This window comes from Pseudomonas sp. PDM21 (assembly GCF_014852505.2).
Taxonomy (GTDB): Bacteria; Pseudomonadota; Gammaproteobacteria; order Pseudomonadales; family Pseudomonadaceae; genus Pseudomonas.
This window is the reverse complement of sequence record NZ_CM181223.1, coordinates 3431517-3452375: the sequence shown is the minus strand read 5'-3', so window position 1 is coordinate 3452375 and position 20859 is coordinate 3431517. Positions and strand designations below refer to the sequence as shown.

Annotated in this window: 18 protein-coding genes; 4 read left to right on the top strand and 14 right to left on the bottom strand. The window is 66.3% G+C overall.

Going from position 1 to position 20859, the window contains the following annotated elements; translation table 11 throughout:
* Nucleotides 1–26: 26 nt before the first annotated feature.
* The 3 genes from IB275_RS15950 (at nucleotide 27) to IB275_RS15940 (ending at nucleotide 5377) form a co-directional block, all read left to right on the top strand.
* The gene (locus IB275_RS15950; RefSeq protein ID WP_192295946.1) at nucleotides 27–2183 is read left to right on the top strand and encodes a TonB-dependent receptor family protein; all 2157 of its coding nucleotides are present in this window, start codon (nucleotides 27–29) and stop codon (nucleotides 2181–2183) included.
* A 79-nt stretch (nucleotides 2184–2262) separates the two neighbouring features.
* Nucleotides 2263–4179: a S9 family peptidase gene (locus IB275_RS15945; RefSeq protein ID WP_192319015.1), complete on the top strand. Its 1917-nt coding sequence runs from the start codon at nucleotides 2263–2265 to the stop codon at nucleotides 4177–4179.
* Nucleotides 4180–4861: 682 nt separating this feature from the next.
* Nucleotides 4862–5377 carry a hypothetical protein gene (locus IB275_RS15940; protein ID WP_192295944.1) on the top strand — a complete coding sequence of 172 codons (516 nt, stop codon included), beginning with the start codon at nucleotides 4862–4864 and terminating at the stop codon, nucleotides 5375–5377.
* Nucleotides 5378–5460: 83 nt separating this feature from the next.
* Here IB275_RS15940 and IB275_RS15935 read toward each other — a convergent pair whose 3' ends face one another.
* From IB275_RS15935 to IB275_RS15900, 8 genes are all read right to left on the bottom strand, one after another.
* A complete protein-coding gene (locus IB275_RS15935) occupies nucleotides 5461–6099 on the bottom strand; it encodes a helix-turn-helix domain-containing protein (protein ID WP_192295943.1) in 639 nt (212 codons plus the stop codon).
* A 3-nt stretch (nucleotides 6100–6102) separates the two neighbouring features.
* Entirely contained in the window at nucleotides 6103–6264 is a 162-nt protein-coding gene (locus IB275_RS15930) for a hypothetical protein (RefSeq protein WP_017519129.1), read from the bottom strand.
* A 114-nt stretch (nucleotides 6265–6378) separates the two neighbouring features.
* On the bottom strand, nucleotides 6379–7116 hold the full coding sequence (locus IB275_RS15925; protein WP_192295942.1) for a UTRA domain-containing protein: 738 nt from the start codon (nucleotides 7114–7116) through the stop codon (nucleotides 6379–6381).
* A 9-nt stretch (nucleotides 7117–7125) separates the two neighbouring features.
* A complete protein-coding gene (gene pnuC / locus IB275_RS15920; RefSeq protein ID WP_192295941.1) occupies nucleotides 7126–7713 on the bottom strand; it encodes a nicotinamide riboside transporter PnuC in 588 nt (195 codons plus the stop codon).
* Between the two features lie 11 nt (nucleotides 7714–7724).
* Nucleotides 7725–9893, bottom strand: a complete 2169-nt coding sequence (locus IB275_RS15915; protein ID WP_192295940.1) for a TonB-dependent siderophore receptor — start codon at nucleotides 9891–9893, stop codon at nucleotides 7725–7727.
* Nucleotides 9894–10005: 112 nt separating this feature from the next.
* Complete coding sequence (locus tag IB275_RS15910) at nucleotides 10006–10881, bottom strand: sulfurtransferase (RefSeq protein ID WP_192295939.1); 876 nt, start codon at nucleotides 10879–10881, stop codon at nucleotides 10006–10008.
* Nucleotide 10882: 1 nt separating this feature from the next.
* Nucleotides 10883–12028, bottom strand: coding sequence for a phosphotransferase enzyme family protein (locus tag IB275_RS15905; protein WP_192295938.1), 1146 nt, complete (start codon nucleotides 12026–12028; stop codon nucleotides 10883–10885).
* Nucleotides 12025–12945 carry an ABC transporter substrate-binding protein gene (locus IB275_RS15900; RefSeq protein WP_192295937.1) on the bottom strand — a complete coding sequence of 307 codons (921 nt, stop codon included), beginning with the start codon at nucleotides 12943–12945 and terminating at the stop codon, nucleotides 12025–12027. Before IB275_RS15900 ends, IB275_RS15905 begins: the two co-directional genes overlap by 4 nt.
* A gap of 289 nt (nucleotides 12946–13234) precedes the next feature.
* Here IB275_RS15900 and IB275_RS15895 point away from each other — a divergent pair, with 289 nt between their 5' ends.
* Entirely contained in the window at nucleotides 13235–14311 is a 1077-nt protein-coding gene (locus IB275_RS15895; protein WP_192295936.1) for a sigma-54 interaction domain-containing protein, read from the top strand.
* On the opposite strand, the gene IB275_RS15890 is transcribed toward IB275_RS15895, so the two are convergent.
* From IB275_RS15890 to IB275_RS15865, 6 genes are read right to left on the bottom strand one after another with little or no spacing between them, the layout of a single operon-like run.
* A complete protein-coding gene (locus IB275_RS15890) occupies nucleotides 14312–15451 on the bottom strand; it encodes an LLM class flavin-dependent oxidoreductase (protein WP_192295935.1) in 1140 nt (379 codons plus the stop codon).
* On the bottom strand, nucleotides 15441–16481 hold the full coding sequence (locus tag IB275_RS15885) for an LLM class flavin-dependent oxidoreductase (RefSeq protein ID WP_192295934.1): 1041 nt from the start codon (nucleotides 16479–16481) through the stop codon (nucleotides 15441–15443). Before IB275_RS15885 ends, IB275_RS15890 begins: the two co-directional genes overlap by 11 nt.
* The gene (locus tag IB275_RS15880) at nucleotides 16478–17506 is read right to left on the bottom strand and encodes an LLM class flavin-dependent oxidoreductase (protein WP_192295933.1); all 1029 of its coding nucleotides are present in this window, start codon (nucleotides 17504–17506) and stop codon (nucleotides 16478–16480) included. The genes IB275_RS15885 and IB275_RS15880 overlap by 4 nt, the downstream gene beginning before the upstream one ends.
* A complete protein-coding gene (locus IB275_RS15875; protein ID WP_192295932.1) occupies nucleotides 17503–18534 on the bottom strand; it encodes an LLM class flavin-dependent oxidoreductase in 1032 nt (343 codons plus the stop codon). Before IB275_RS15875 ends, IB275_RS15880 begins: the two co-directional genes overlap by 4 nt.
* Nucleotides 18531–19475, bottom strand: a complete 945-nt coding sequence (locus IB275_RS15870; RefSeq protein ID WP_192295931.1) for a 5'/3'-nucleotidase SurE — start codon at nucleotides 19473–19475, stop codon at nucleotides 18531–18533. The genes IB275_RS15875 and IB275_RS15870 overlap by 4 nt, the downstream gene beginning before the upstream one ends.
* Nucleotides 19472–20806 carry an LLM class flavin-dependent oxidoreductase gene (locus tag IB275_RS15865; RefSeq protein ID WP_192295930.1) on the bottom strand — a complete coding sequence of 445 codons (1335 nt, stop codon included), beginning with the start codon at nucleotides 20804–20806 and terminating at the stop codon, nucleotides 19472–19474. Before IB275_RS15865 ends, IB275_RS15870 begins: the two co-directional genes overlap by 4 nt.
* Nucleotides 20807–20859: the final 53 nt, after the last annotated feature.

The following is a 20859-nucleotide window of genomic DNA, read 5'->3' as shown; positions in this document are numbered from 1 at the left end:
CCAACCGCCTTTCAAGGATGTCGTCCATGCAGTCTCAACAACCACCTTTTGCACGCCGTGCATTGCCCTGGCTGGGCTATAGCGTTGCCTTGGCCTTCAGTCAGATTGCCCAGGCCGATCAACCGAACACCGCTGTCGAACTGGAGAAAGTCGAGGTCATCGGCCGCGCGCAGACTGAAGCGGAGGTCGCCAAGGAGCAACTGGAGAAGACCCCGGGCGGTACCAACTACATCGACCTGCAGAGCGTTGAGCAGGGCCGCGCCAGCAACAACGAAGACGTGTTCAAGTACCAGCCCGGCGTCTATGCCAAGGCGACCAACAATGACGGCATCAAGCTGTCGATTCGTGGCTCGGGGCTCAACCGAGGGGCAGGTGCCCACGCGTCCGGCCTCTACGAGACCATTGACGGCCTGCCGCTTACAGGTCCTGGCGGTACACCGTACGAGCTCAAGGAGCCGCTCTGGCTGAGCAGGGTAGAGGTGCTGCGCGGCGCCAATGGTTTCGACCGGGGAGCCCTGGCGCTGGGCGGTGCGGTCAACTACGTCACCCACACTGGCTATGATGCGCCCAAGTTGCAGTTGCACTATGAGGCGGGCTCCAACGGGTATGCCAAGCGCGAGATCAGCTCGGGCCAGGTACTGGGCGATGCAGACTACTACGTCAGCCTCACGGACTCGGAGTACGACGGCTATCGCGACCACAGCGGCGGCAGCGGCAAGGGTGTCGCGGCGAACTTTGGCTATCGCTTCAACCCCAACTTAGAGACCCGCTTCTACTTCCGCTATCGGGAAACCGACAACGACATGCCGGGCAATCTGACCCGTTACCAGGTCAATCACGATCCCCGTGCGGCGAACCCGGTCTACGTGGCTCGGGACTCCAAGCGTATCCAGCCGGGTACGACCTGGTTCGGAAACAAGACGACTTTCTACCTCGACGACAACTCGCGGGTGGAAGCCGGCCTGGTTTACCACGACTACCCCATGGACTTGCGCGAGGGTACCAACCGCATCAAGGTCGCCTACACCGATGTCAGCGGGGTACTGAACTACATTCGCCAGGACACCCTGTTCGGCCACGACAGCACCACCACCATCGGCCTGCGCAGCACCAAGGCACTGCCCAACAACGGCGCTTCGGAGTATGTGCGTGTTCCCACCGGCAACACCGCCGCGTACGCCGTGGGCACCAAGACGCGCGATTACAGCTACCTGGGCTCCGACAGTGTGCTGCACATCGGCAACGATCTGGAGCTTGCTCCGAGCTTGTGGCTGACCACCGGCCTGGCGGCCATCTATACCCGCCGTGAAAGTGAAGTGACCTATCCGGAAGGCGGAGGCAAGGTGAGCCAGCATGACTGGGACTATGCCCCACGTGTCGGGTTGCGCTACGAGTTCAGCCCGCAGTTGCAGGTGTACGGCAACCTCAGCCGCTCGGTCGAACCGCCTCACGCCTGGTCGCTCATCTGGGGCTCGAACAAGTACTTCCCGGCCGGAAGCGGACCTGCCACCGGTCTGCAGCGTGAGCCCGTCAACTTGAAGAACCAGACGGCCACCACGCTTGAGGTGGGCGGGCGCGGTGACGCTCAGTTCGGGCACTGGGATCTTGCGGTCTATCGCTCGGAGGTTCGTCACGAACTGCTGAGTGTCGAGACCCAGGCTGCCACGGCTACCACCTCGGCCATCATCGCCGAATCCAACGCCAGCCCGACGATCCACCAGGGCGTGGAGTTCAGCCTGGACAGCCTGCTCTGGGACGGTGGCGGCCAAGGCCGCCTGAACCTCACGCAGGCCTATACCTACAGCGACTTCCATTACCGCGACGATGACCGTTTCGGCGATAACCAGTTGCCGGGTATTCCCAAGCACTACTACCAGGCCGAACTGCGTTACAGCCTCCCCAACGGTTTGTATGCCGGGCTGAACACCGAGTATTCCTCGCGGATTCCGGTGGACTACGCGAACTCGTTCTATGCCGGTTCATACAACATCTTCGGGGCTCGAGTGGGCTATGACGCTCCGGGAAAGGACTGGCAAGGTTGGCTTGACCTTCGCAACCTGACCAATGAGCGCTACGCGAACATCGTCACTCCCGGCTATGACGACAAGGGCAAGGACGTAGCACGCTCTGTGCCGGGCGATGGCTTCGGCGTCTATGTGGGGCTCACCTATGCCTTCCGTTGAAGGAAGCGACACGCATAGGTCCTGCCGGGGGCGCCGAACGGCGCCCCTCGGTGCCGCTCTGCTGGCGTGCTGGCTTCCGTTGGCAGCCGTTGCGGAGTCTGCCAGGCTGGCTGTTCTCGACGACATCGCGCAGCTCGCTGAGCTCAGCGAACTGCGTGCGACGGCAGGCGGCGAGGGCGTGCTGTACACGGTAACCCGCCCATCATCCACGGACGATGTGCAGCAGAGGGAACTCTGGCTCGCCAATTCGGCGGAGCGGACGCCTCGCCTGTTACTGGGCGGCGACCAGGCTTTTTCGCAGGCACGAAGTATCCCGGGCGACCAGGGTTACAGCTTTCTGCGTGATGATCATGAAACGCGCCAGCTGTGGGTGGTCCGTGATGGCTCGGCGCCCCGTCGGCTTTCCCAGCTGCCGGGGCGGATCCTGGACTACGAATGGGCGCCCGACGGCAAGCAGGTCCTGATCGCATACGACAGCGAGGCTGCTCGCCCGGCCAGCCAGCCACTGGTCATTGACCGCCTGGAGTTCAAGCGGGACGGGCAGGGCTATCTGAGCGGTGCGGAACCATCGCTCTACGTCTTCGATCCTGCCGGCGGCCGATTGCATCGGGTTGCCGGCGACGGGCAGGCAAGTCCTGGCTCCGCGCGCTGGTCTCCGGACGGCCGCTGGATTGCCTTCATCGCCAGCGCGGAGCCCGGTGTGAATGCGCGTCGCAGCGAAACCCTGTTCGTTGTCGACAGCAAGGGAGAAAAGCCTCCACGCACCCTTGCTCCCGCTCGACTGGGCAGTGCGACATCCCTGGCATGGGCACCGGACGGTCGCTCCATAGCCTATCTCGACAGCGAGGAGCGTGATCTCGACTTTCGCGAGCACCCACACCTGTCCCTGGTTGAGCTGGACTCCGGTGCCGTCCGGTCGCTGACGAAGACACTGGATCAGTTTGTCAGCACACCTGCCTTCAGTTCCGATGGCAAGCGCGTGAGCTTCATGGTCAGCGGTGACCGGAGTCAGGGGCTGGCGGAGGTAACGCTGGCTGACGGCAAGGTCAGTCGCTTACTGGACGGCCCGCTGACAGTAAGCGACTACGCAGTGACATCGACGGGCATCCTCTACATTGCCTCTGGCGATGAACGTCCGGGCGAGCTGTATCGCTTGATACCAGGCTCGTCCAGCCTGCCGCGGCAGTCCATCAGCGGCATCCACGACGCACTCAACCGGCAGGTACGCTGGCTGGCGGCGAAAGACGTCGAGTTCAGCTCCAGTGATGGGCAGATAGTGCACGGGCTCCTGACGTTGCCCGGCGGAAAGCCCAGTCACACGCTGCCCGCTCTACTGCGCATCCACGGAGGACCCAACTCGCAGGACAGCCACTCGTTCGTCTTCGAGCGGCAGCTACTCGCAGCACAGGGCTATGCCGTTCTGAACGTGAACTATCGCGGAAGCAGTGGTCGTAGCACCGACTTCAGCAAGGCGCTGACAGGGGAGTGGGGTAAGTTGCCGGTGGCCGACCTGCTCGCTGGTGTTGAATACCTGGTCTCCAGCGGTATCGCTGATCCGCAGCGTCTTGGCGTGGGAGGCTGGAGCTTCGGGGGTATCCTCACCGACTACCTGATTGCTGCGGACACCCGGTTCAAAGCGGCCATCAGTGGTGCGGGCAGCGGCAATCGGATTGCCCAGTATGGGCATGACCAATGGCTGAGCTTCTGGCGAGCCGAGTTTCCAGATCCATGGCTCGCCCCGCAGGCATGGATCGATGCCTCCTGGCCGTTCTTCCATGCCGGCCAGATCCGGACGCCGACGTTGTTCATGGGCGGTGACCGGGACTGGAGCGTGCCTCTGGTGGGAAGCGAGCAAATGTACCAGGCGTTGAAGGTCAACGGTGTCCCGACACAGTTGGTGATCTATCCGGGCGAAGGGCACGTGTTGCGGCGGCCATCCTTTGTCCGAGACCGCCTGCAGCGAACCATCGATTGGTACGCGCAATGGTTGCGGTGATTCATCGCCGCGATGGTTGAGCTACAACCTGGACAGTTCGTTGTGACCAGGAAGAGTTCCCGCTGACAGCAGACTGGGCGAATCGCTTCCCGGAGCCAGTGTTCTCCATCTGACTTGGCGTGCGTGGCGGCCTTATGCATGCCAGGCTCTCTCGCTGACTTATGCAGCGCCAGAAGAAGTGTGCTTATGCTGGGTGCCGGCCCAAACTCAACCGCCTAGTGGCTGAGGGCAGTTGGTGACTATCGCTCTGCCAGTCAGCGCAATGTGTAGCTTCCGCCAGGCAAGAGCGTGGTGTCAGTCATGTAGGGGGGCAGCAGAAAGAGCGCATGCTCATGCGCTCTTTTTTGAAATTTATCGAGAGAGCAGAGAACCCTCTAAATCGGGCATCAGAGTCGGTAATGTCTATTTTTCCGGTGCTGGTTAGATCCAATATTCACTTCGGTTCTTTGTTCAGCACTGGATGAGATATCCATGTCGCTGAAATGGCTGCTTGTACTTCTATCGTGTTCTCGATAGCGAGCTTATCGAAAGTATCGCGTACAACGCCGCTGATATCGAATCCGAATCGCGGGTTGATACTACGAACCCCGACGTTCCCCCGCCATCTTGCCCTGCCGCCGCACTTTCCTAGAATCGGCCGCATTCGCAGCACTTCATTCCAATCGATTCAGGGAGCTCCACCATGATGAACGCCATGCAGATGCCGATGAACACCAACACCATGATGCCGATGATGGGCATGCCGATGATGATGGCGACCATGGAATGCGAGATGCTCGACGACGGCATGATGTGCCGCATGAAGCCGGCCATGGGCATGGAAATGGCCATGTTCCGCAACAGCGCCGAGATGATGGCGATGATGATGAACTGCGGCATGCCGATGATGATGCACTGCGGCAACCTGATGATGATGGGCATGTCCCAGCCCGCCATGGCCATGATGCCGATGATGGGCATGATGAGCCCGATGATGCAGATGCCGATGATGGGTATGAACATGGGCATGCCCGGCATGAAGTGCATGATGGAATGCGCGATGCAGGGCGACATGATGATGTGCAAGATGATGCCGATGCAGGGCATGGGCATGGACATGCTCAAGAACTGCTGCCTGCTGATGAACAAGATGATGGAATGCGGTATGCCCATGATGATGAGCTGCAACGGCATGCCGATGATGTGCTGCACCTGCTGATAGCAGGGCACTAAAACGAAAAAGGCCCGGAGGGGAAACCCGCCGGGCCTTTTTCATTGCGTGGGCGCTTTGCGTGGATCGGTTCAGTCAAGCCGTTCCGCATAGGTCGTCACCAAGTACGCCACTGCCTCGCTGTCCGCCGGGTTGCGGTAGCTGTGCGGCTGGTCGGCGTAGAACAGGATGGAGTCGCCGGTGCCGAGGAGGAAGCGTTCCTGGTTGACGCTGATCTCCAGCACGCCCTGGGCGACCACCAGGTTCTCCTGGGTGCCGGGCGCGTGGCCGGTGGAGTGTTCGGTGGCCAGGCCTGCCAGGCGCAGTTCGTAGAATTCCACCTGGCGCGAGACGTCAAAGGGGAACAGCGCGCGGCTGACGAAGGCGCCGTCGCCGCTGACCAGACGTTTGCTTTCGCGTGCTGGCAGCACGGCCACGCCGTCGAAGGCGCGGTCGTCGAGGAAGGCGGCGACCGAGACCTTGAGGCCCTGGGCAATCTTACTCAGTACCTTGATCGACGGAACACTGCGGCCGGATTCGATCTGCGCCAGCATGGTGCGGCTCACACCGCAGAGACGAGCGAGGCCGTCGAGGGAGAGGTTGCGCTTGGCGCGCAGGCGCAGCAGGTTGCTGGCGACGCGCTCGCCGATAGGGTCGTCCGGCGCGCCGGGTGTGGTTTGCTCAGCGTCGAACGCCACGGTGGGCAGATCCGTGGCGAGCGGCAGGCCCATGATTCAGGCCTCGCGGCGGCCGCTGTCGCGGCTCTGCTGGACGATCTGGAAGGCATCGTAGCCGGCGCGCTGCGCGTACAGCATCCACATCAGCTCGGCCTGGCGGCGGGCCTGACGGCGCGTGCGGTGGCGGGCGAGGTCGATGATGTTGTCGGTGCGGTCCATGGCGGCTCCAGAAGGCTTGCAGACAAGCCGGTTGCGGTGAAGTTGGAGCTAGCCTAGCTGCGATCCTGTTAGAACCAGAAATACTGAATTAGCATTTGATAATTACTTATTCAGCTATAACGAGCGTGACGGGAAATCCGCCTGCACGGCCACGGACACCGCGTCCGGCCGCCAGAATTCCTGGTCGAATTCCACCAGCAAGCCATCCTCGGCGTAGTTCAGTCGTTCGAGCACCAGGTTGCTGGCGCCGCAGGCCAATTGCAGCAGCTCGGCCTGGTCGTCGTTGACCGTACCCAGGCGCAGGTTCAGCGTGCAGCGCGTCTGCACCTTGCCGAAGCGTTCGCGAAGGATCGTGGTCAGCGAACCGTCCAGGCGCGCGTCGAGCAGATCCGGGCACCAACTGGCGAGCAGGGTGTTGATTTCCACCAGCACCGGTCGGCCATCGATCAGCCGGCGGCGGTGCAGGCGGAACACCGGTTCGTCCGGCGACGGCAGGTTCATCCGCGCCGCCAGCCAGGCGCCGGCGCGTCGTCGTTCGGCGCTCAGGCATTCGGTGTGGGGCACGCGGCCCTGCAGGCGCACGTAATCCATGAAGCTGACCAGCCGCGTCGGGTCGTAGTCGATGCGCGGCGGGCTGAGGTACCAGCCGCGCCGGTTCTCGCGGTAGATCAGCCCCTCGGTTTCCAGCTGTTGCAGGGCCTGGCGCAAGGTGACGCGGGTGCACTCGAAGCGCTCGGCGAGGTCGCGCTCGGGCGGTAGTTTCTGCCCGGCAAGGAAGCGTCGCTGGGCGATGTCGGCGGCCAGTTGGTCGCGGATGCGGGCGTAGTGCGGTGGGATGGCCTGGTAGAGCATGGCGGCACCTCAGGCATTGCCGGCGGCGAGTGCCGGCGGTTCATCGCGCAGCTCGCGCTGCCAGGCCAGTAGCCCGTAGATCGCCAGCACCACGAAGCCGGCGTAGAGTCCGGCGGTAAGGTACAGCGCCTTGTAGAGGAACAGGCCGCTGTAGACCAGGTCGAGGATGATCCATAGCCACCAGCTGCCGACATACCTGCGCGCGGCCCAGAAGCTCGCTACCAGGCTGAAGGCGGTCAAAGTCGCATCCAGCCAGGGGAGGGCGGCGTCGGTGTAGGTATGCATGGCCCAGCCCAGGGCGAGGGCACTGACGGCACCCGCCAGGCAGCTGGAGAAGGCGGTGTTTGGCGGCAGGCGCTGGACGCGCACCTTGCCGTGCTCGTTGTCGCCCCGGCTCCACTGCCACCAGCCGTAGAACTGCAGCACCACGAAGACCAGTTGCAGGAGCATGTCGGAGTAGAGCTTCACGCTGAAGAAGATCCAGGCGTAGAGCAGCACCGCCACCACGTTCACCGGCCAGCACCAGCGGATGCGCCGGGCGGTGAGCCAGACGCCGAGCACGTTGACGATCACCGCGATGATTTCCAGAGCAGACATTGCCGCTTTCCTCAGAAGTTGACGCTCGCCGTCAGGCGAGCCGTGCGCGGCGCACCCTGGAACAGGTAGCCGTCGCCGAAATATTCACCGACATCGCGCCAGTAGCGCTTGTCGAACAGGTTGTCGACGCTCAGCCGCAGCGTGGTCGGGTAGTCGCCGATCCGTGTGCTGAAGCGCGCGCCGGCGTCATAGACGGTGTAGCCGCCGACCTCCACCGCGCCGTCACGGTCGGCGTACTTGGCGCCGCTGTAGCGCGCCGTGCCCAGCAGCGAGAGCCCCGGCACTTCGGCCAGCGCGTAGTCGGCCTGGAGGCTGGCGCGCAGGCGCGGGACGTTGATCGCCTGGTGGCCTTCGTAGTCGTCCGCGTCGCTGCCCACCACCCGCGAGCGGATGGCCGCGACGCTGCCGCTCAATTGCAGCGCGGAGGTCACCCGGCCACTGGCGGACAACTCGAGCCCGCTGTTCTTCTGCTGGCCCTGCTGCACGTAGGTAAAGGTGCCATCGCCGTTGGGCCGGGCGAACTGGTAGGCCTGGTGGATCTGGAACAGCGCGGCGCTCCAGTCGAAGCCGGCCAGTTCCTGCTTGATGCCGAACTCGACCTGGCGCGACGAGGTGGGTGCCAGGGTGTCACCGGCGTTGCTGGCGAACCAGGGTGCCTCGCCGCCCAGGGACAGCCCCTTGCTGTAGCTGCCGTAGATCGAGATGTCCGCGCGCGGCTTGAAGATCAGCGCGCCATTGGGCAGGAACTCCGAGCGGCGAGTGTGGCGGGTGGTGTCGCCGTCGCTGTCGAAGGTGCGTTCGTCCAGGCGCACCTGGCGGCCCCCCAGCACGACCTGCCATTGGTCATTCAGCGAGATGCGGTCGCTGGCGAACAGGCCGTACTGACGGCTGTCGAGGTGGCGATAGCTGTGTCCCGGCTCGCCGTCGAAGGGCTCCACGGCGCCGATGCCGGTGTAAATATTGCCGGTGCCGACCCACTCGTTGAGCTCGGGTCGGCTGTCCAGCACCCGGCGGAAGGCCGAAGTGCCGACGGTCAGCTCGTGGCGCAGCCCTCCGGTGGCGAACTGCCCGTGCAGTGCGGCTTCCAGCTCGTCGTTGCGACGGGTATCGTCCGGGCTGCGGAAGTCGTAGAGGTCGTAGTCGCCTTCGAGGCTGAAGTAGTTCGGCACTGCGGAATCGGCGCAACTGGCGGCGCCGTAGCAACCCCAGGGGAAGGCGCTGTAGTCGTCGATCACCACCCTGCTGCGCGAGGCACTGAGGGTGCCGGTCCAGGCGTCGTCGAAGCGGTACTCGAAGCGCGTGTTGAGGTTCAGCGATTCGATGCGTACCGGGTCGGCCCAGCTCTGGTAGCCAATGCGGTCGTGCGGGTCGATGCCATGGGGCAGTTCGCTGCCGCCGAGCAACTGGTAGCCCGGCGCCGAGGGCTGGCGACGGTTCTGGTACTCGGCGTCGAACTGCCAGAGGGCGTTGGGTGAGAGGTTCCAGTCCAGGGCCAGGGAGGCGAAGTCACGGTTGCCGTCGGTGTGGTCGATGTAGGAGCGCAGATCTTCGTGGGCCAGGTTCACCCGCACGCCGACGGTCTGCTCGGCGTCCAGCCAGGCGCCGACGTCAGTGGCGAGGTAGCGGCCGCCTTCGGCGTCGGTGCCAAGGGTCACCGAACGCACGTCCTGTGGCCGCTTGGTGACGTAGTTGATTACACCGCCGGGTTCGGACACGCCGCTCTGCAGGCCGGATAACCCTTTGAGCACTTCGACCTGCTCCTTGTTCTCCAGCGCCACGTTCTGCTCGCCGGTGATGGTGCGGCCGTTGACCTTGTAACTGCTGGCGGCATTGAGCGAGTAACCGCGGATCTCGAAGTTCTCGTAGTAGCCCACCGGCGCGTACGCTTCGCCGGTGGATGCGTCGTTCTTCAGCACGTCGCTGAGCAGGCGCGCCTGCTGATCCTTGAGCAGCGCCTGGTTGAACACCGAGATCGAGGCGGGCGTGTCCAGCAGAGGTGCCTCGCCGAAGCCTCCGACCGAGGCGCGGTCGCTGGCGTAGCTCTCGGTGTCATGGCCGATCACCGTGACGGTGTCCAGGGTGGCTTCCTCGGCCTGGCCGGGGCCGCTGGCCAGCAGCACGGCCAGGGTCAGCAGGCTGAGGGGAAATCGCGTGCGCGCGGGGCGCGACAGGTACTGCATGGAACGCTCCTGAATATTGCCGGGGCGTGCGCCGGGAATACACGGGGCCGAGCCCCTCCCGTGCGAAACGGATGGCCTTGGATGTGAGACGTGATTGCCCGCAAACGGACTGTCAGGCCGGAGCTGCTCCGGTGGTCAATGGCAGGGAAGGCTCTGCGGCCCACTCCTGCAGCGAGCCGTCGTAGATGGCGACCCGCGTTTCCCCGGCCAGTGTCAGCGCCAGGGCGAGGGCAGCGGCGGAGATGCCGCCGCCGCAGTACAGCAGCAAGGGTGGTTCGGCCTGGCGCAACTCGGCGAGGGCTTCGCTTAGTGCCGCGCCTCGCAGGTAGCAGCCGTCTTCGTCGAACAGGCTGCGCGCCGGCAGGTTGCTGCTGCCGGGAATGTGCCCGCGACGGGCGTAACGGGTGACGGCGCTACCGTCGAACAGCGCGGTGGACAGGGCGCAGACCAGCGTGCCGTGAGCGTTGCCAGCCACGACTTTCTCGACGTCGCGACGATCGATCCAGAAGCCGTCCCGGTACTTCGCCGGGGCCGACAGCGCGCCATTTCCGGCCTCGCGGGACTCGCCATGTTCCAGCGAGAAACCGGCGGCAATCCACGAGCGCAGCCCACCATCCAGCACGGTCGCGTCGATGCCCAGGCTGCGCAGCATCCACCACAGGCGTGCGGCCCAGAAACCGTCGCTGCGGTCATAGATCACGATCAGCGAGTCGTCATGGGTGCCCAGCCTCTGCAACGCGTCCAGCGCCGCCCGAGCCTCCGGCAGGGCGAAGCTGAAGGGCGCATCGACATCCGCCAGATCGCCCAGCAGGTCGGCATGCCGTGCGCCGCGAATGTGCCCGGCGAGCCAACCGGCGTAGCCGCTCTGTGCGCGGTAGTCGCTGTCGAACTGCGGGGCGGCGAGTTCGACGCTGGCGTCCAGCAGGCACAGACGCGGGTCATCCAGCACGGCGGCGAGCCGGTTGGCATTGATCAGGGGTTCGCTCATCTCACGCCACCTTCGTCGCAAGTTGGCGAACGTGGTCCAGCAGGCGCTGGCCTTCGCTGCCGAGGAACCAGCGGGTGTGGCCGATCAGGTAATTGTCGTAGGCCAGCGAAGCGCTCTCGGCTGAACCGAGGATGCCGTGGAAGTAGATGACCTCTGACAGCGCGAAGTCCGCATGCACAAGCGGCAGCAGCGCGGCCAGCGCGAGCAGGTCGTCGCGGCTCAGCGGGCGAACGCTGGCGTAGCCCTCCAGCAGCGCGTCGAGGGTGTCGAGATCGGCCTCGGCGGTGCGGCCCTGGTCCAGCTCCAGCCAGGGCACCAGGTTGCGTTCGATGGCGGTGGCCAGGTCGAACAGTGCGAAGCTTCTGTCGCTGAGGCCGAAATCCAGCACCGACACTACCTGTGCCTGCGGCCCATCATCGCTCCACAGCAGGTTGGAGGCGTGCCAGTCGCTGTGAGTCCACAGTGCGGGCTGGCGCTGCAGGTAGGGCAACAGCGTGCGCTGCAGCGGCAGGTGCAGTTCGCTCAGGGCTTCCTTCCATGGACGCGCCTGCAGGTACTCGGCGAGGGCCGGCGCTTGGGAAAAGGTCGCCTCGATGGCGGCGAGCGGGTCCGCCGCGCCGAACAGGTTCAGGTTGCCGAGCAGCACACCGGCACTCCGCGAGGGCGCGTCGAAGCCTTCGGCGGCGCGGTGCAGTTTCGCCAGCGCAGCGCCGGCGGCGAAGGCGTGGGCATTGTGCCGGAAGGGCGTCCAGGACAGCGCGTCGCGGTACAGATCCAGGCCTGCGGCTTTCTGGTGGACTTCATAGGTCCAGCCGTTCCGTTCGATGGCGCTGCTGCCGTGTCCATCGCGCAGTACCCGGGCGACCGGCGCGCCACGGCGGGTGAGGTGATCGAGGAAGGCGTGTTCTTCCACCAGCGATTGCACCGTGCGTACGCTGGGGTGGTGGCGTTTGACGAAAAGGCTACCGCCGGTGCTTTCCACCAGTGCGGCGGCGGAGAAGGGCCGCGGGCTGTGCCAGATGAGGCGGGCGTTGGTGCCGACCTGGGGGAAAGCCGCCAGCAGGTCGCCGACCTCGGCTTCGGTCAATGCCGGCCAGTCAGCCTCCACCGGTTCCAGGCCCATGCCATGGCTGATGCGTTTGGTCATGCCGGGTGCCCCGCGAGCCACGCATTGCTGGTGGCGCCGCGCCAGATTTCCGGGTCGCGCAGTACACCATGGTCATGCAGCCACTGGGCGTAGGGCTGCAGCAGTTCCTCGCGTTGCTCGCCCCAGCGTCCGTCATGCAGCCAGCTGGGCGCTATGCGCCGCAGCGACTCCGCCAGCATCTCGCGGGGAAAGTAGGGAATGGTGCGTTCGTAGGCCGGCAGCGCGGCCTCCGGCTCGGCCGCCGCGGCGAGGAAGCCCCGCGCGGTGATGGCGAGGAAACGCCGGGCGATGTCCTCGTTGGCATCGAGCCAGTCCTCGCGGGCACCCAGCAGATAGCTGTGATAAGGCGGCGCGCCGATCTCGTCCACTGGCAGCACCACGCGGCGCTCCTCGGCAATGGTGCTGGGCAGCAGCGCTTCCCAGGCCCAATAGCCCCCGAAGCTGGCGTCGGCGAGGCCGGCGTCCAGGTCTTCGGGGCGAAACTCGCGGAAGCCGGCGTCGATCAGCTCCACCGCATCCGGATCACCGCCATCGCGGCTCACCAGGTGCCGCACCATGGCCAGACCCCGGGGCGTGGGGTTGAGTGCCAGGCGCTTGCCCTGCAGGTCGCGCGGGCGGCGGATGCCGCTGTCGGTGAGGGTCTGGATGGACTCCAGGCCTCGATGGTTGATCGACGCCACGCCGATCAGCGGCTGGCCCAGCTCGCGGCGCACCAGCAGGCGATTGCTGGGGAACACGCCGAAGGCAGCGGCGCCGCGCGCCAGGTGGTCCAGGGTGTCGCCGTGGTAGGGATCGTGCACCACCAGCTCCACATCCAGCCCCGCCTCGCGGTACCAGCCGCGTTCACGGGCAAGGTAGAAACCGGCCGAATTAGGCCAGGGGTGGAAGTATTCGAGCATGACCCGCAAGGCAAACATGGAACCTTTCTCCGATACGGCCAGCGGCCGGCGACTGCGATGGACGTATTGAAAGGGAGACTATTTGGTATATACCAATATGAATTTCGCTGGTTTTTATAATCCTGAGGAATAAAGACGCCTTCAGTAGCGCATACGGTAGCAATGGCCGGCGGAAATCCCGAAATTCCCGTGAAACGCTCTGGGCCGGGCGTTCAGGGTTATGACCTCATGCGATTTAGATATTTATGGTTATAAGAAGACAGCGATAAAGTAACGGCCTCATCTAAGCCAGCCGCAAGCAGGACCCATGAGCCAATCCCCCTGGGGCGCGACGCCCGTGCTGACCCTGCCGCAGGGCGAGAAGCAGCCGCTGTCCATTCGTGCCAAGGCGCTGGTGTTCGCTGATCCGCGCTCGCGCCAGCTGCTGGAGTTTCTCGACCGTGTCGGCCCCAGCGAGGTGCCGGTGCTGATCAACGGCGAGACCGGCACCGGCAAGGAACTGGTGGCGCGATACATCCATAGCGCCAGTGGAAGAAAAGGCGCGTTCGTCGCGGTGAACTGCGGCGCGATCAACGAGAACCTCGCCGAGAGCGAGCTGTTCGGCCATGAGGCCGGGGCCTTCTCCGGCGCCACCGGGCGCCGCGCCGGCTGGTTCGAGGAGGCCGACGGCGGCACCCTGTTCCTCGACGAGATTGGCGATCTGCCGATGCCGCTGCAGGTGAAGCTGCTCCGCGCCTTGCAGGAGCAGGAGATCGTCCGCGTCGGCTCGCGCAAGCCGATCAAGGTGGACATCCGCCTGGTCACCGCCACCAACGTCGACCTGGAGCAGGCGGTGGATGCCGGCAATTTCCGTCTCGACCTGTTCTATCGGATCAATGTCGCCCAGGCCCGCGTGTTGCCGCTGCGAGAGCGCCCGCTGGACATCATGCCGCTGGTGGAGCACTTCCGTCGGCTCTACGCCCAGCGCCTGAAGATCGCCGAGCCGATGTTCTCCGAGGCTGCCGTCAGCGCGCTGCTGGACTACGCCTGGCCGGGCAACATCCGCGAGCTGGAGAACGTCGTGCACCTGGCGCTGCTGGTGGCGGGGGAGAAGGCGGTGCGACCCGAGCACCTGAAGTTCTCCGCCGCGCTGTCCGGTCAGCGCATGGGCGCGGGAGCGCCGACCGGTTTACCGCAGGAGATCATCCGCGACCAGTTGCAGCGGCTGTTCGAAGTGCCGGGGGAAACCCTGCTGCACGACCTGGAGGACCTGATCGTCCGGGAGTCCTTCGCCCACTGTGGCTTCAACCAACTGCGCACCGCGGCGCTGCTGGGTATCAGCCGCAACGCCATGCGCACGCTGCTGGTCAACCACGGCCTGCTCAAGGGCCGCGCCAAGGCCTGATCAGTCGCGACGGCGCTGCCGGGCAGTGGCCCCGGCAGCATCGCGGCGCAGCAGGGGCAGCAGCTCCTCGCCGAGGTGGATCGCCTCTTCCAGGTGCGGGTAGCCGGAGAGAATGAAGGTGTCCACGCCCAACTGGTGGTACTCCTCGATGCGCTCGGCGACCTCCGCATAACTCCCCACCAGTGCGGTGCCCGCGCCACCGCGCACCAGGCCGACACCCGCCCAGAGATTCGGTGAGACCTCCAGATCGCGCACGCTGTGCGCGCGGCCCTGGGTCAGGCTGATCTGCCGCGATTGCCCCACCGACTCGTAGGCAGCCAGCTGTTGCTGGGCACGCTCGATGGCATCGCGGGGAATCTCTTCCAGCAGGCGTCCGACATGGGCCCAGGCCTGGCGCGAATCCGCGGCGGCGAACACATGCAGGCGCAGGCCGAAGCGCAGTTCGCGGCCGTGGCCGGAAGCCAGTTCGCGCATGCGCAGGATGCGCTCGCGGATCATCGCCGGCGGTTCGCCCCACATCAGGTAGCTCTGCGCATGACTGGCGGCGATACGCTCGGCCACCTCCGAGGCGCCGCCGAAACAGATGGGCGGCAGCACGGCTTCGCGGGCGATCGGCACCGGGCTGCCGGTGCGGTAGTGCCGGCCGTGGTGCTCGCGTCCGGCCCAGGTAGCGCGGAACACATCGAGAAATTCGGCGCTGCGGGCGTAGCGCTCGTCGTGTTCGAGGAAGTCGCCCAGGGCTCGCTGCTCGAAACGGCTGGAGCCGCTGACCAGGTGCAGCAGCAGGCGGTTGTCGCTGAGCTGCTGGAGGGTGGCGGCCTTGTGCGCGGTGTAGGCGGGCAGTTCAACGCCGGGACGCAGGGTCAGCAGGAACTTCAACCGGCGTACTTCCTGGACCATCAGCGCGACGATCAGCCAGGGGTCTTCGAAGCCGCTGGCGGTCGGCACCATGATGCCGTCGAAGGCCGCCTGCTCGGCGGCGCGCACCACCTGGCGCAGGTAGTCGAGAGTCGGCGCGCGCTCACCCTGCTGGAACAGCCCGACCTTGGGCAGGCCGCTGCTGGTGAGGTGGTGGCCGTCGCCGTTGGTGGGCAGGAACCAGTCGATCTCGATGCGTTGGCGTTTGGGTTCAGCGGCCAATCCGGGTGTCCTTTTCAGCTTCGTTGCGCAGCAGCGGCAGGATCCGTTCGCCGAAGCGCAGGACCTCGCGCACCGCGTTGGGTGCCTGCAGGATGATCTGGTCGAGGCCGGCGCCCTGCAGTTCGCGAAGGCGGCTGGCGACCTGGCTGTAGCTGCCCACCAGCACAGGCGATTCGCCGGGTGCGGGCAGCCACAGGTTCGGGTGGATTTCGTTGTGCCGGGCGGGGTGCAAGGCGCGCTCGGCGAGCAGTTCGACCACGCTGGCCTCGGCGCGGCGGCGCTTGCCCCTGGCCGGTGCGACGAAGGCCTGCGCCTGCCGGGCGGCCTCGTCCCAGGCCTGCTCCTCGCTGTCGCGGGCGATGATCCCGAAGCTGGCGACATGGCCCAGCGTGCGGCCGGCAAGCTGGGCGGCGCGGTTCAGGCGCGCGATGGTTTCGCCCAGTTGCGCGATGCCGTTGCCCTGGACGAAACAGAGATCCGCGCGGCTGGCGATGCGTTCGGCACCCAGGCTTTCGTCCAGCAGCAGCGGCGTCGGTGGTAGGTCGCGCAGGCCGAGTCCGGCGTTCTCCAGGTGGAAGTAGCGGCCGTTGTGGTCCAGCGGTGTAGCGGGGGCGTGCAGCAGGCGTTGCAGGATGTCGAGGAACTCGTCGATGCGTTCGTGGCGCTGGTCGCGGTTGAGCACCTCGCCGAAGGCCCGGCGCAGGCTGCCGCGATCGCTATCGGGCAGGTGCAGGCGCACCCGCCCGGCGGACAGCGATTGCAGGCTCTGTAGGGTGGCCGCCAGCGCGGCCGGGAGCATGGCTTCCGCCGGCAGGCTCAGGGTCAGCCCGAGCCGCCGGGTATGCGCGCACAAGGCGGCAGCGACCATCAGGCTGTCCGGCTGGCTGGGGCCGCCGGGCAGGTAGAGGTCATCGAACCCTGCGTACTCTACGGCCTGGGCCAGTTGCACCCATTCCGATGGCTGCGCCTGCCAGTCCAGTCCGCGCCGGGTGCTTCTGGTGCAGAGCTTCCAGGCGAAGCGCAGGCTCATCCGGCGACCGCCAGTCGCTCGCCGGCGCTCGTCCAGCCCAGCGCCGGGGCAATGTCACGCGCCAGCTGCTCCAGTCGCCGCAACACCTGGGCCTGGGTGGAACTCTCCGACTGCACCACGGCGATGAAGTAGTCCGCGTAGGGCAGCAGCGAGGGGTCGTTGCTCACGCTGGCAATCACGTCCTCGGGATGACCGTGGTGGACGTTGAGCAGGCGCAGGTGGCTTTCCAGGTCGGCGGCTTCGTCGATCAGGCCCTCGCGGATCAGCCTCGGTACGTGCAGCTCGATGTCCGGAGCGAGCTCCGCGCGGGACTGGGTCTTGTCTTCAGCGGGAAATACCGCGCGGACTACGCCGATGCGCGGCCGTCGCGTTTCGTCCTGCCAGGCGCCGAGATAGGCGTCGGCCAGCGGCTTCTGCACCGTCAGCGGATCGTGGGTGGCGGTGCCCAGCAGAAGGCCATTGCCTTGCTCGGCGGCATACACCGCGCCGGCTTCGCTGCCGTGGGAATGCCACAGCCGCTCCCTCAGCCCGGCCGCTGGCGGATGCAGGCGCAACTGCGCTTCACCGGGCAGCGGCGCACCGAGCAGGGCGGCCTGCAGTGCACGCTGGGCTTGCTGGAAATCCTCCTGCCGGCGCTGGGCGTCTCGGCCGAAGGCATTGAACATGTCCAGGTTGGCGCCCCCGCTGCCCAGCCCCAGTTGCAGGCGGCCGGCGGATAGCGCGTCGAGCACGGCGGCGTCTTCGGCCAGGCGCAGGGCGTCTTCCAGCGGCAGGGTGATCACCGCCGTGCCCAGTTCGATGCGCCGGGTGCGCGCGGCAATGTTGGCGAACAGCAGCAGCGGTGAAGGCAGCTGGCCGAAGCCGCCGCTCAGGTGGTGCTGGGCGATCCAGCCGCCGTCGAAGCCCAGCGCCTCGGCGAACTCGAACTGCTCCTGCAGGTCGCGGTAGACCTGGCGCGGATCGCTGCCGAAGGCATGGGTGAGGAAGCCGAGCTTGAACGGCTTCCGCGGTTTCAGTGCGCTCATGCCGGTATCTCCTGTGCGAATGCGCGCTGCTGGCGCGGTTGCCAGCCCAGCGCGGGGGCGATGTCGCGGGCGACGGTTTCCAGGTGGCGCAGGGCTTCGGCGAAGCCGGTCGAGGTGGTCTGCACCTGGACGATCAGTTGGTCATCGGCACCCAGCGGTGCATCCGCACGCAGCTGCTCGGCGATCTTCGCCGGGTCGCCGTGCAGCACGCCGAGGGCGTCGAGCACCGCTTCGAAACCCTGTGCCGGGTCGGCGTGGCCAATGCCGATGCGGCGCTGGCGTTCGACGTAGGTGAGGATGTCCTGGCGCAGGGTCGAGCCGGCTGCGGCAGCGTCGGCACCGGGAAAGACTGCGCGCACCAGGGCAACGCGGGGCATTCCGGCGTGGGTAGGATTCCACGCCTGGCGGTAGCGCTCGATCACCTGCGCGCGCGGCTCTGCACCGGCATTAGGGTTAGGCGCGAGGATCAGCCCGTTGCCGCGCGCGGCGACCTGCTCGACGCGGGACGTCGCCTCCCACAGTCGCTGTTCCAGCCCATTGGCGGCCGGGCGCAACACGCGGCCCTCAGCATTCAGCGGCTCGCCGGCCAGGGCTTGGCGCAGACGCTCCAGACGCTGGTCGTACTGCGCGTGGCGGCCTTCCAGGCTCTGGCCGAAGGCGGCGAAGCTGTCCGGGTCGAAGCCGGCGCCCAGGCCCAGCTGCAGACGGCCCTGGCTGATCAGGTCGAGCACCGAGGCGTCTTCGGCCAGGCGCAGGGCATTCTCCTGGTTGAGTACGACGATACCGGTGCCCAACTGGATGTGCCGGGTTCGCTCGGCCGCCGCGCTGAGCAGCACCAGCGGGGAGGGCAGGCGGCCGTTCTCGCTGGCGAAGTGGTGCTGGGCCAGCCAGCCGCTGTCGAAGCCCAGCTCCTCGGCGGCCTCGAACAGCTCCAGGGTCTGCTGGTACAGGCGCGGCTCAAACTGCGGGGCGTACACGCGATTGAGGAAGCCCAGGCGAAAGCTGCTCTGGGGAGTGCGGCGAGTCATGGTTCTTGCTCCGTGAGGTCGGCCTGGCCCAGCAATGGTGTCAGTGCGGCGTCGAGGCGTTCGCTGTCGGCCGGCGCGCCGGGCAGGGCGTTGAATGGGCTGAGGGTGAGGTAGCCCTTGGCGACCCACACCGCTTCGTCCTCACCGTTGCTGGCGTCCGGCGGCGACGACCAGGCGAAGCCGATGCCCGGTTTACCCGCCAGCTTCGCGTCGAGCTTGCCGAGGTCTTCGGTGTAGAGGGCGTGGAAGGGCACGTAGCTGCCGATGCGGGTCAGCCGCGCGCCCTGGAGTTTTTCCAGCGGCGGCAGGTTGAGGTTCAGACCTACGCCTTTGGGCAGCAGAGCGCCGTCGGCTTGCCGGTGCTTGTCCAGCGCGTCCACCAGGCGGGTGACGATGGCGGCGATGCGCGGGCTGTCCTGCTCCTTCAGGTCGGCGCTGACGGCCAGTGCGGGTACGCCGGAGAGCACCGCTACGCTGGCGGCGTTGAAGGTGCCCGAGGCGCTGTTTAGGGCGCCGAGGTTATTGCCGGGGTTCGGCCCGACTATGACCAGGTCCGGGTGCGGCAGGACCTTCTCCAGCCCCAGCAGCACGGCCATGACCGGCGTGCCGCTGATGCGGATGTCCACCTGCTGGCCGGCGCAGCTGGCGGTTTCGCAGAGGCCCTTTTCGGTGGTGGTGAGGTAGTAGCTGTCGGGGTAGGCCGGGTCGTCGTCACGGCCGACCTGTGTCTCGCGTCCGAAGAAGAAGGCGCCGCCGCGTGCGCTCTGGTCGCTGTAGGGCGCGGCGATACGCACCGTGTGCCCGTCGGCCTTCAGCGCGGTGTACAGCGCGCGGATGTTCGGGTGGCGGTAGCCGTCGTCGTTACTGAGCAGGATGTTCAGCGCGAACGCCGGCTGCGTGAGGGCGCAGCCGGCGGCCAGCAGCAAGGGCGCGACCCTCATGCCGCGCTCCCGGCGAAACGGTTGGCCGGGCGCACCAGGCCGAGGTTCTCGCGCAGGGTGGTGCCCTCGTATTCGCGGCGCAGCAGGCCGCGCTCCTGCAGAAGCGGCACCACTTCTTCGACAAACACTTCAATGCCGCCCGGCAGGTACGGGAAGAACACGTTGAAGCCATCGCAGGCGCGGGCCTGGAACCAGGCATCGAAGGTGTCGGCGATGTCTTCGGCGGTGCCGATCACCGGGTTGCCGCCGGCCAGGCGCAGGTACAGCTGGCGGATCGTCAGGCCTTCGTTGCGCGCCAGCTCCAGCACCTTGTCGCGGCGGCTGCCGCGCTGGCCGACTGGAGTTTCCGGCAGCGGGCCGTCGAGGTCGTGGGTGGAGAGGTCGATGTCCTCGCCGAGGGTGTCGGCCAGCAGGCGCAGGCCGAGCACCGGGTCCACCAGACTCTGGAATTCCTCGAACAGCTCGCGGGCCTCTTCACGGGTACGCCCGATGAAGGGGGTGATACCGGGAAGGATCTTGATTCCATCCGGATCGCGGCCCAGCGCAGCGGCGCGTTGCCTCACGTCGGTGTAGAAGGCCTGGGCGGCGGGAATGGTTTCGGCCATGGCGAAGATGACTTCCGCCACGCGGGCGGCCAGCGCCTTGCCGGCGTCCGAGGCGCCGGCCTGCACCAGCACCGGGTGGCCCTGCGGCGGGCGGGCCACGTTGAGCGGGCCGCGTACCGAGAAGTACTCGCCCTTGTGGTCGAGGACGTGCAGCTTGGCCGGGTCGAAGTACTGTCCACTGGCCTTGTCGCGCAGGAAGGCGTCGTCCTCCCAGCTGTCCCACAGGCCCTTGACCACATCGTGAAATTCTTCGGCGCGGCGGTAGCGTTCGGCATGGTCGATGTGTGCCTCGCGGCCGAAGTTCCAGGCTTCGTCCGAGACCACGGAGGTCACCAGGTTCCAGGCAGCGCGCCCCTTGGACAGGTAGTCGAGCGAGGCGAACTTGCGGGCGATGTGGTACGGCTCGTTGTAGCTGGTGGTGGCGGTGGCGATCAGGCCGATGCGGCTGGTGACGGCGGCCAGCGCGGCCATCAGGGTCAGCGGCTCGAAGTGCTCGCCGCGTGCGGTGCGGCTGAGGGCGTCGAGGTGGTGGCCCCAGAGGGCGACCACGTCGGCGACGAACAGCGCGTCGAAACGGCCGCGTTCGGCGGTCTGCGCAACCTGCTTGAAGTAGTCGAAATCCAGGCTGGCGTCGGCCTGGGCCTTGGGGTGGCGCCAGGCAGCGACGTGGTGGCCGCTGTTGGCGAGGAAGGCGCCGAGCTTGAGCTGGTCGGTGCGGCGGGTCATGTCTTGTCTCCCGTTCGGGCGGGCGCCGTCTGGGCGCCCGCCGGCTTGTGCCA

What these genes read in the sequence shown, in the direction of transcription:
- IB275_RS15950 (WP_192295946.1), top strand. Translation starts at nt 27, where the DNA reads ATGCAGTCTCAACAACCACCTTTTGCACGCCGTGCATTGCCCTGGCTG.
- IB275_RS15940 (WP_192295944.1), top strand. Translation starts at nt 4,862, where the DNA reads ATGATGAACGCCATGCAGATGCCGATGAACACCAACACCATGATGCCG.
- IB275_RS15935 (WP_192295943.1), bottom strand. Translation starts at nt 6,099, where the DNA reads ATGGGCCTGCCGCTCGCCACGGATCTGCCCACCGTGGCGTTCGACGCT.
- IB275_RS15930 (WP_017519129.1), bottom strand. Translation starts at nt 6,264, where the DNA reads ATGGACCGCACCGACAACATCATCGACCTCGCCCGCCACCGCACGCGC.
- IB275_RS15925 (WP_192295942.1), bottom strand. Translation starts at nt 7,116, where the DNA reads ATGCTCTACCAGGCCATCCCACCGCACTACGCCCGCATCCGCGACCAA.
- pnuC (WP_192295941.1), bottom strand. Translation starts at nt 7,713, where the DNA reads ATGTCTGCTCTGGAAATCATCGCGGTGATCGTCAACGTGCTCGGCGTC.
- IB275_RS15915 (WP_192295940.1), bottom strand. Translation starts at nt 9,893, where the DNA reads ATGCAGTACCTGTCGCGCCCCGCGCGCACGCGATTTCCCCTCAGCCTG.
- IB275_RS15910 (WP_192295939.1), bottom strand. Translation starts at nt 10,881, where the DNA reads ATGAGCGAACCCCTGATCAATGCCAACCGGCTCGCCGCCGTGCTGGAT.
- IB275_RS15905 (WP_192295938.1), bottom strand. Translation starts at nt 12,028, where the DNA reads ATGACCAAACGCATCAGCCATGGCATGGGCCTGGAACCGGTGGAGGCT.
- IB275_RS15900 (WP_192295937.1), bottom strand. Translation starts at nt 12,945, where the DNA reads ATGTTTGCCTTGCGGGTCATGCTCGAATACTTCCACCCCTGGCCTAAT.
- IB275_RS15895 (WP_192295936.1), top strand. Translation starts at nt 13,235, where the DNA reads ATGAGCCAATCCCCCTGGGGCGCGACGCCCGTGCTGACCCTGCCGCAG.
- IB275_RS15885 (WP_192295934.1), bottom strand. Translation starts at nt 16,481, where the DNA reads ATGAGCCTGCGCTTCGCCTGGAAGCTCTGCACCAGAAGCACCCGGCGC.
- IB275_RS15880 (WP_192295933.1), bottom strand. Translation starts at nt 17,506, where the DNA reads ATGAGCGCACTGAAACCGCGGAAGCCGTTCAAGCTCGGCTTCCTCACC.
- IB275_RS15875 (WP_192295932.1), bottom strand. Translation starts at nt 18,534, where the DNA reads ATGACTCGCCGCACTCCCCAGAGCAGCTTTCGCCTGGGCTTCCTCAAT.
- IB275_RS15870 (WP_192295931.1), bottom strand. Translation starts at nt 19,475, where the DNA reads ATGAGGGTCGCGCCCTTGCTGCTGGCCGCCGGCTGCGCCCTCACGCAG.
- IB275_RS15865 (WP_192295930.1), bottom strand. Translation starts at nt 20,806, where the DNA reads ATGACCCGCCGCACCGACCAGCTCAAGCTCGGCGCCTTCCTCGCCAAC.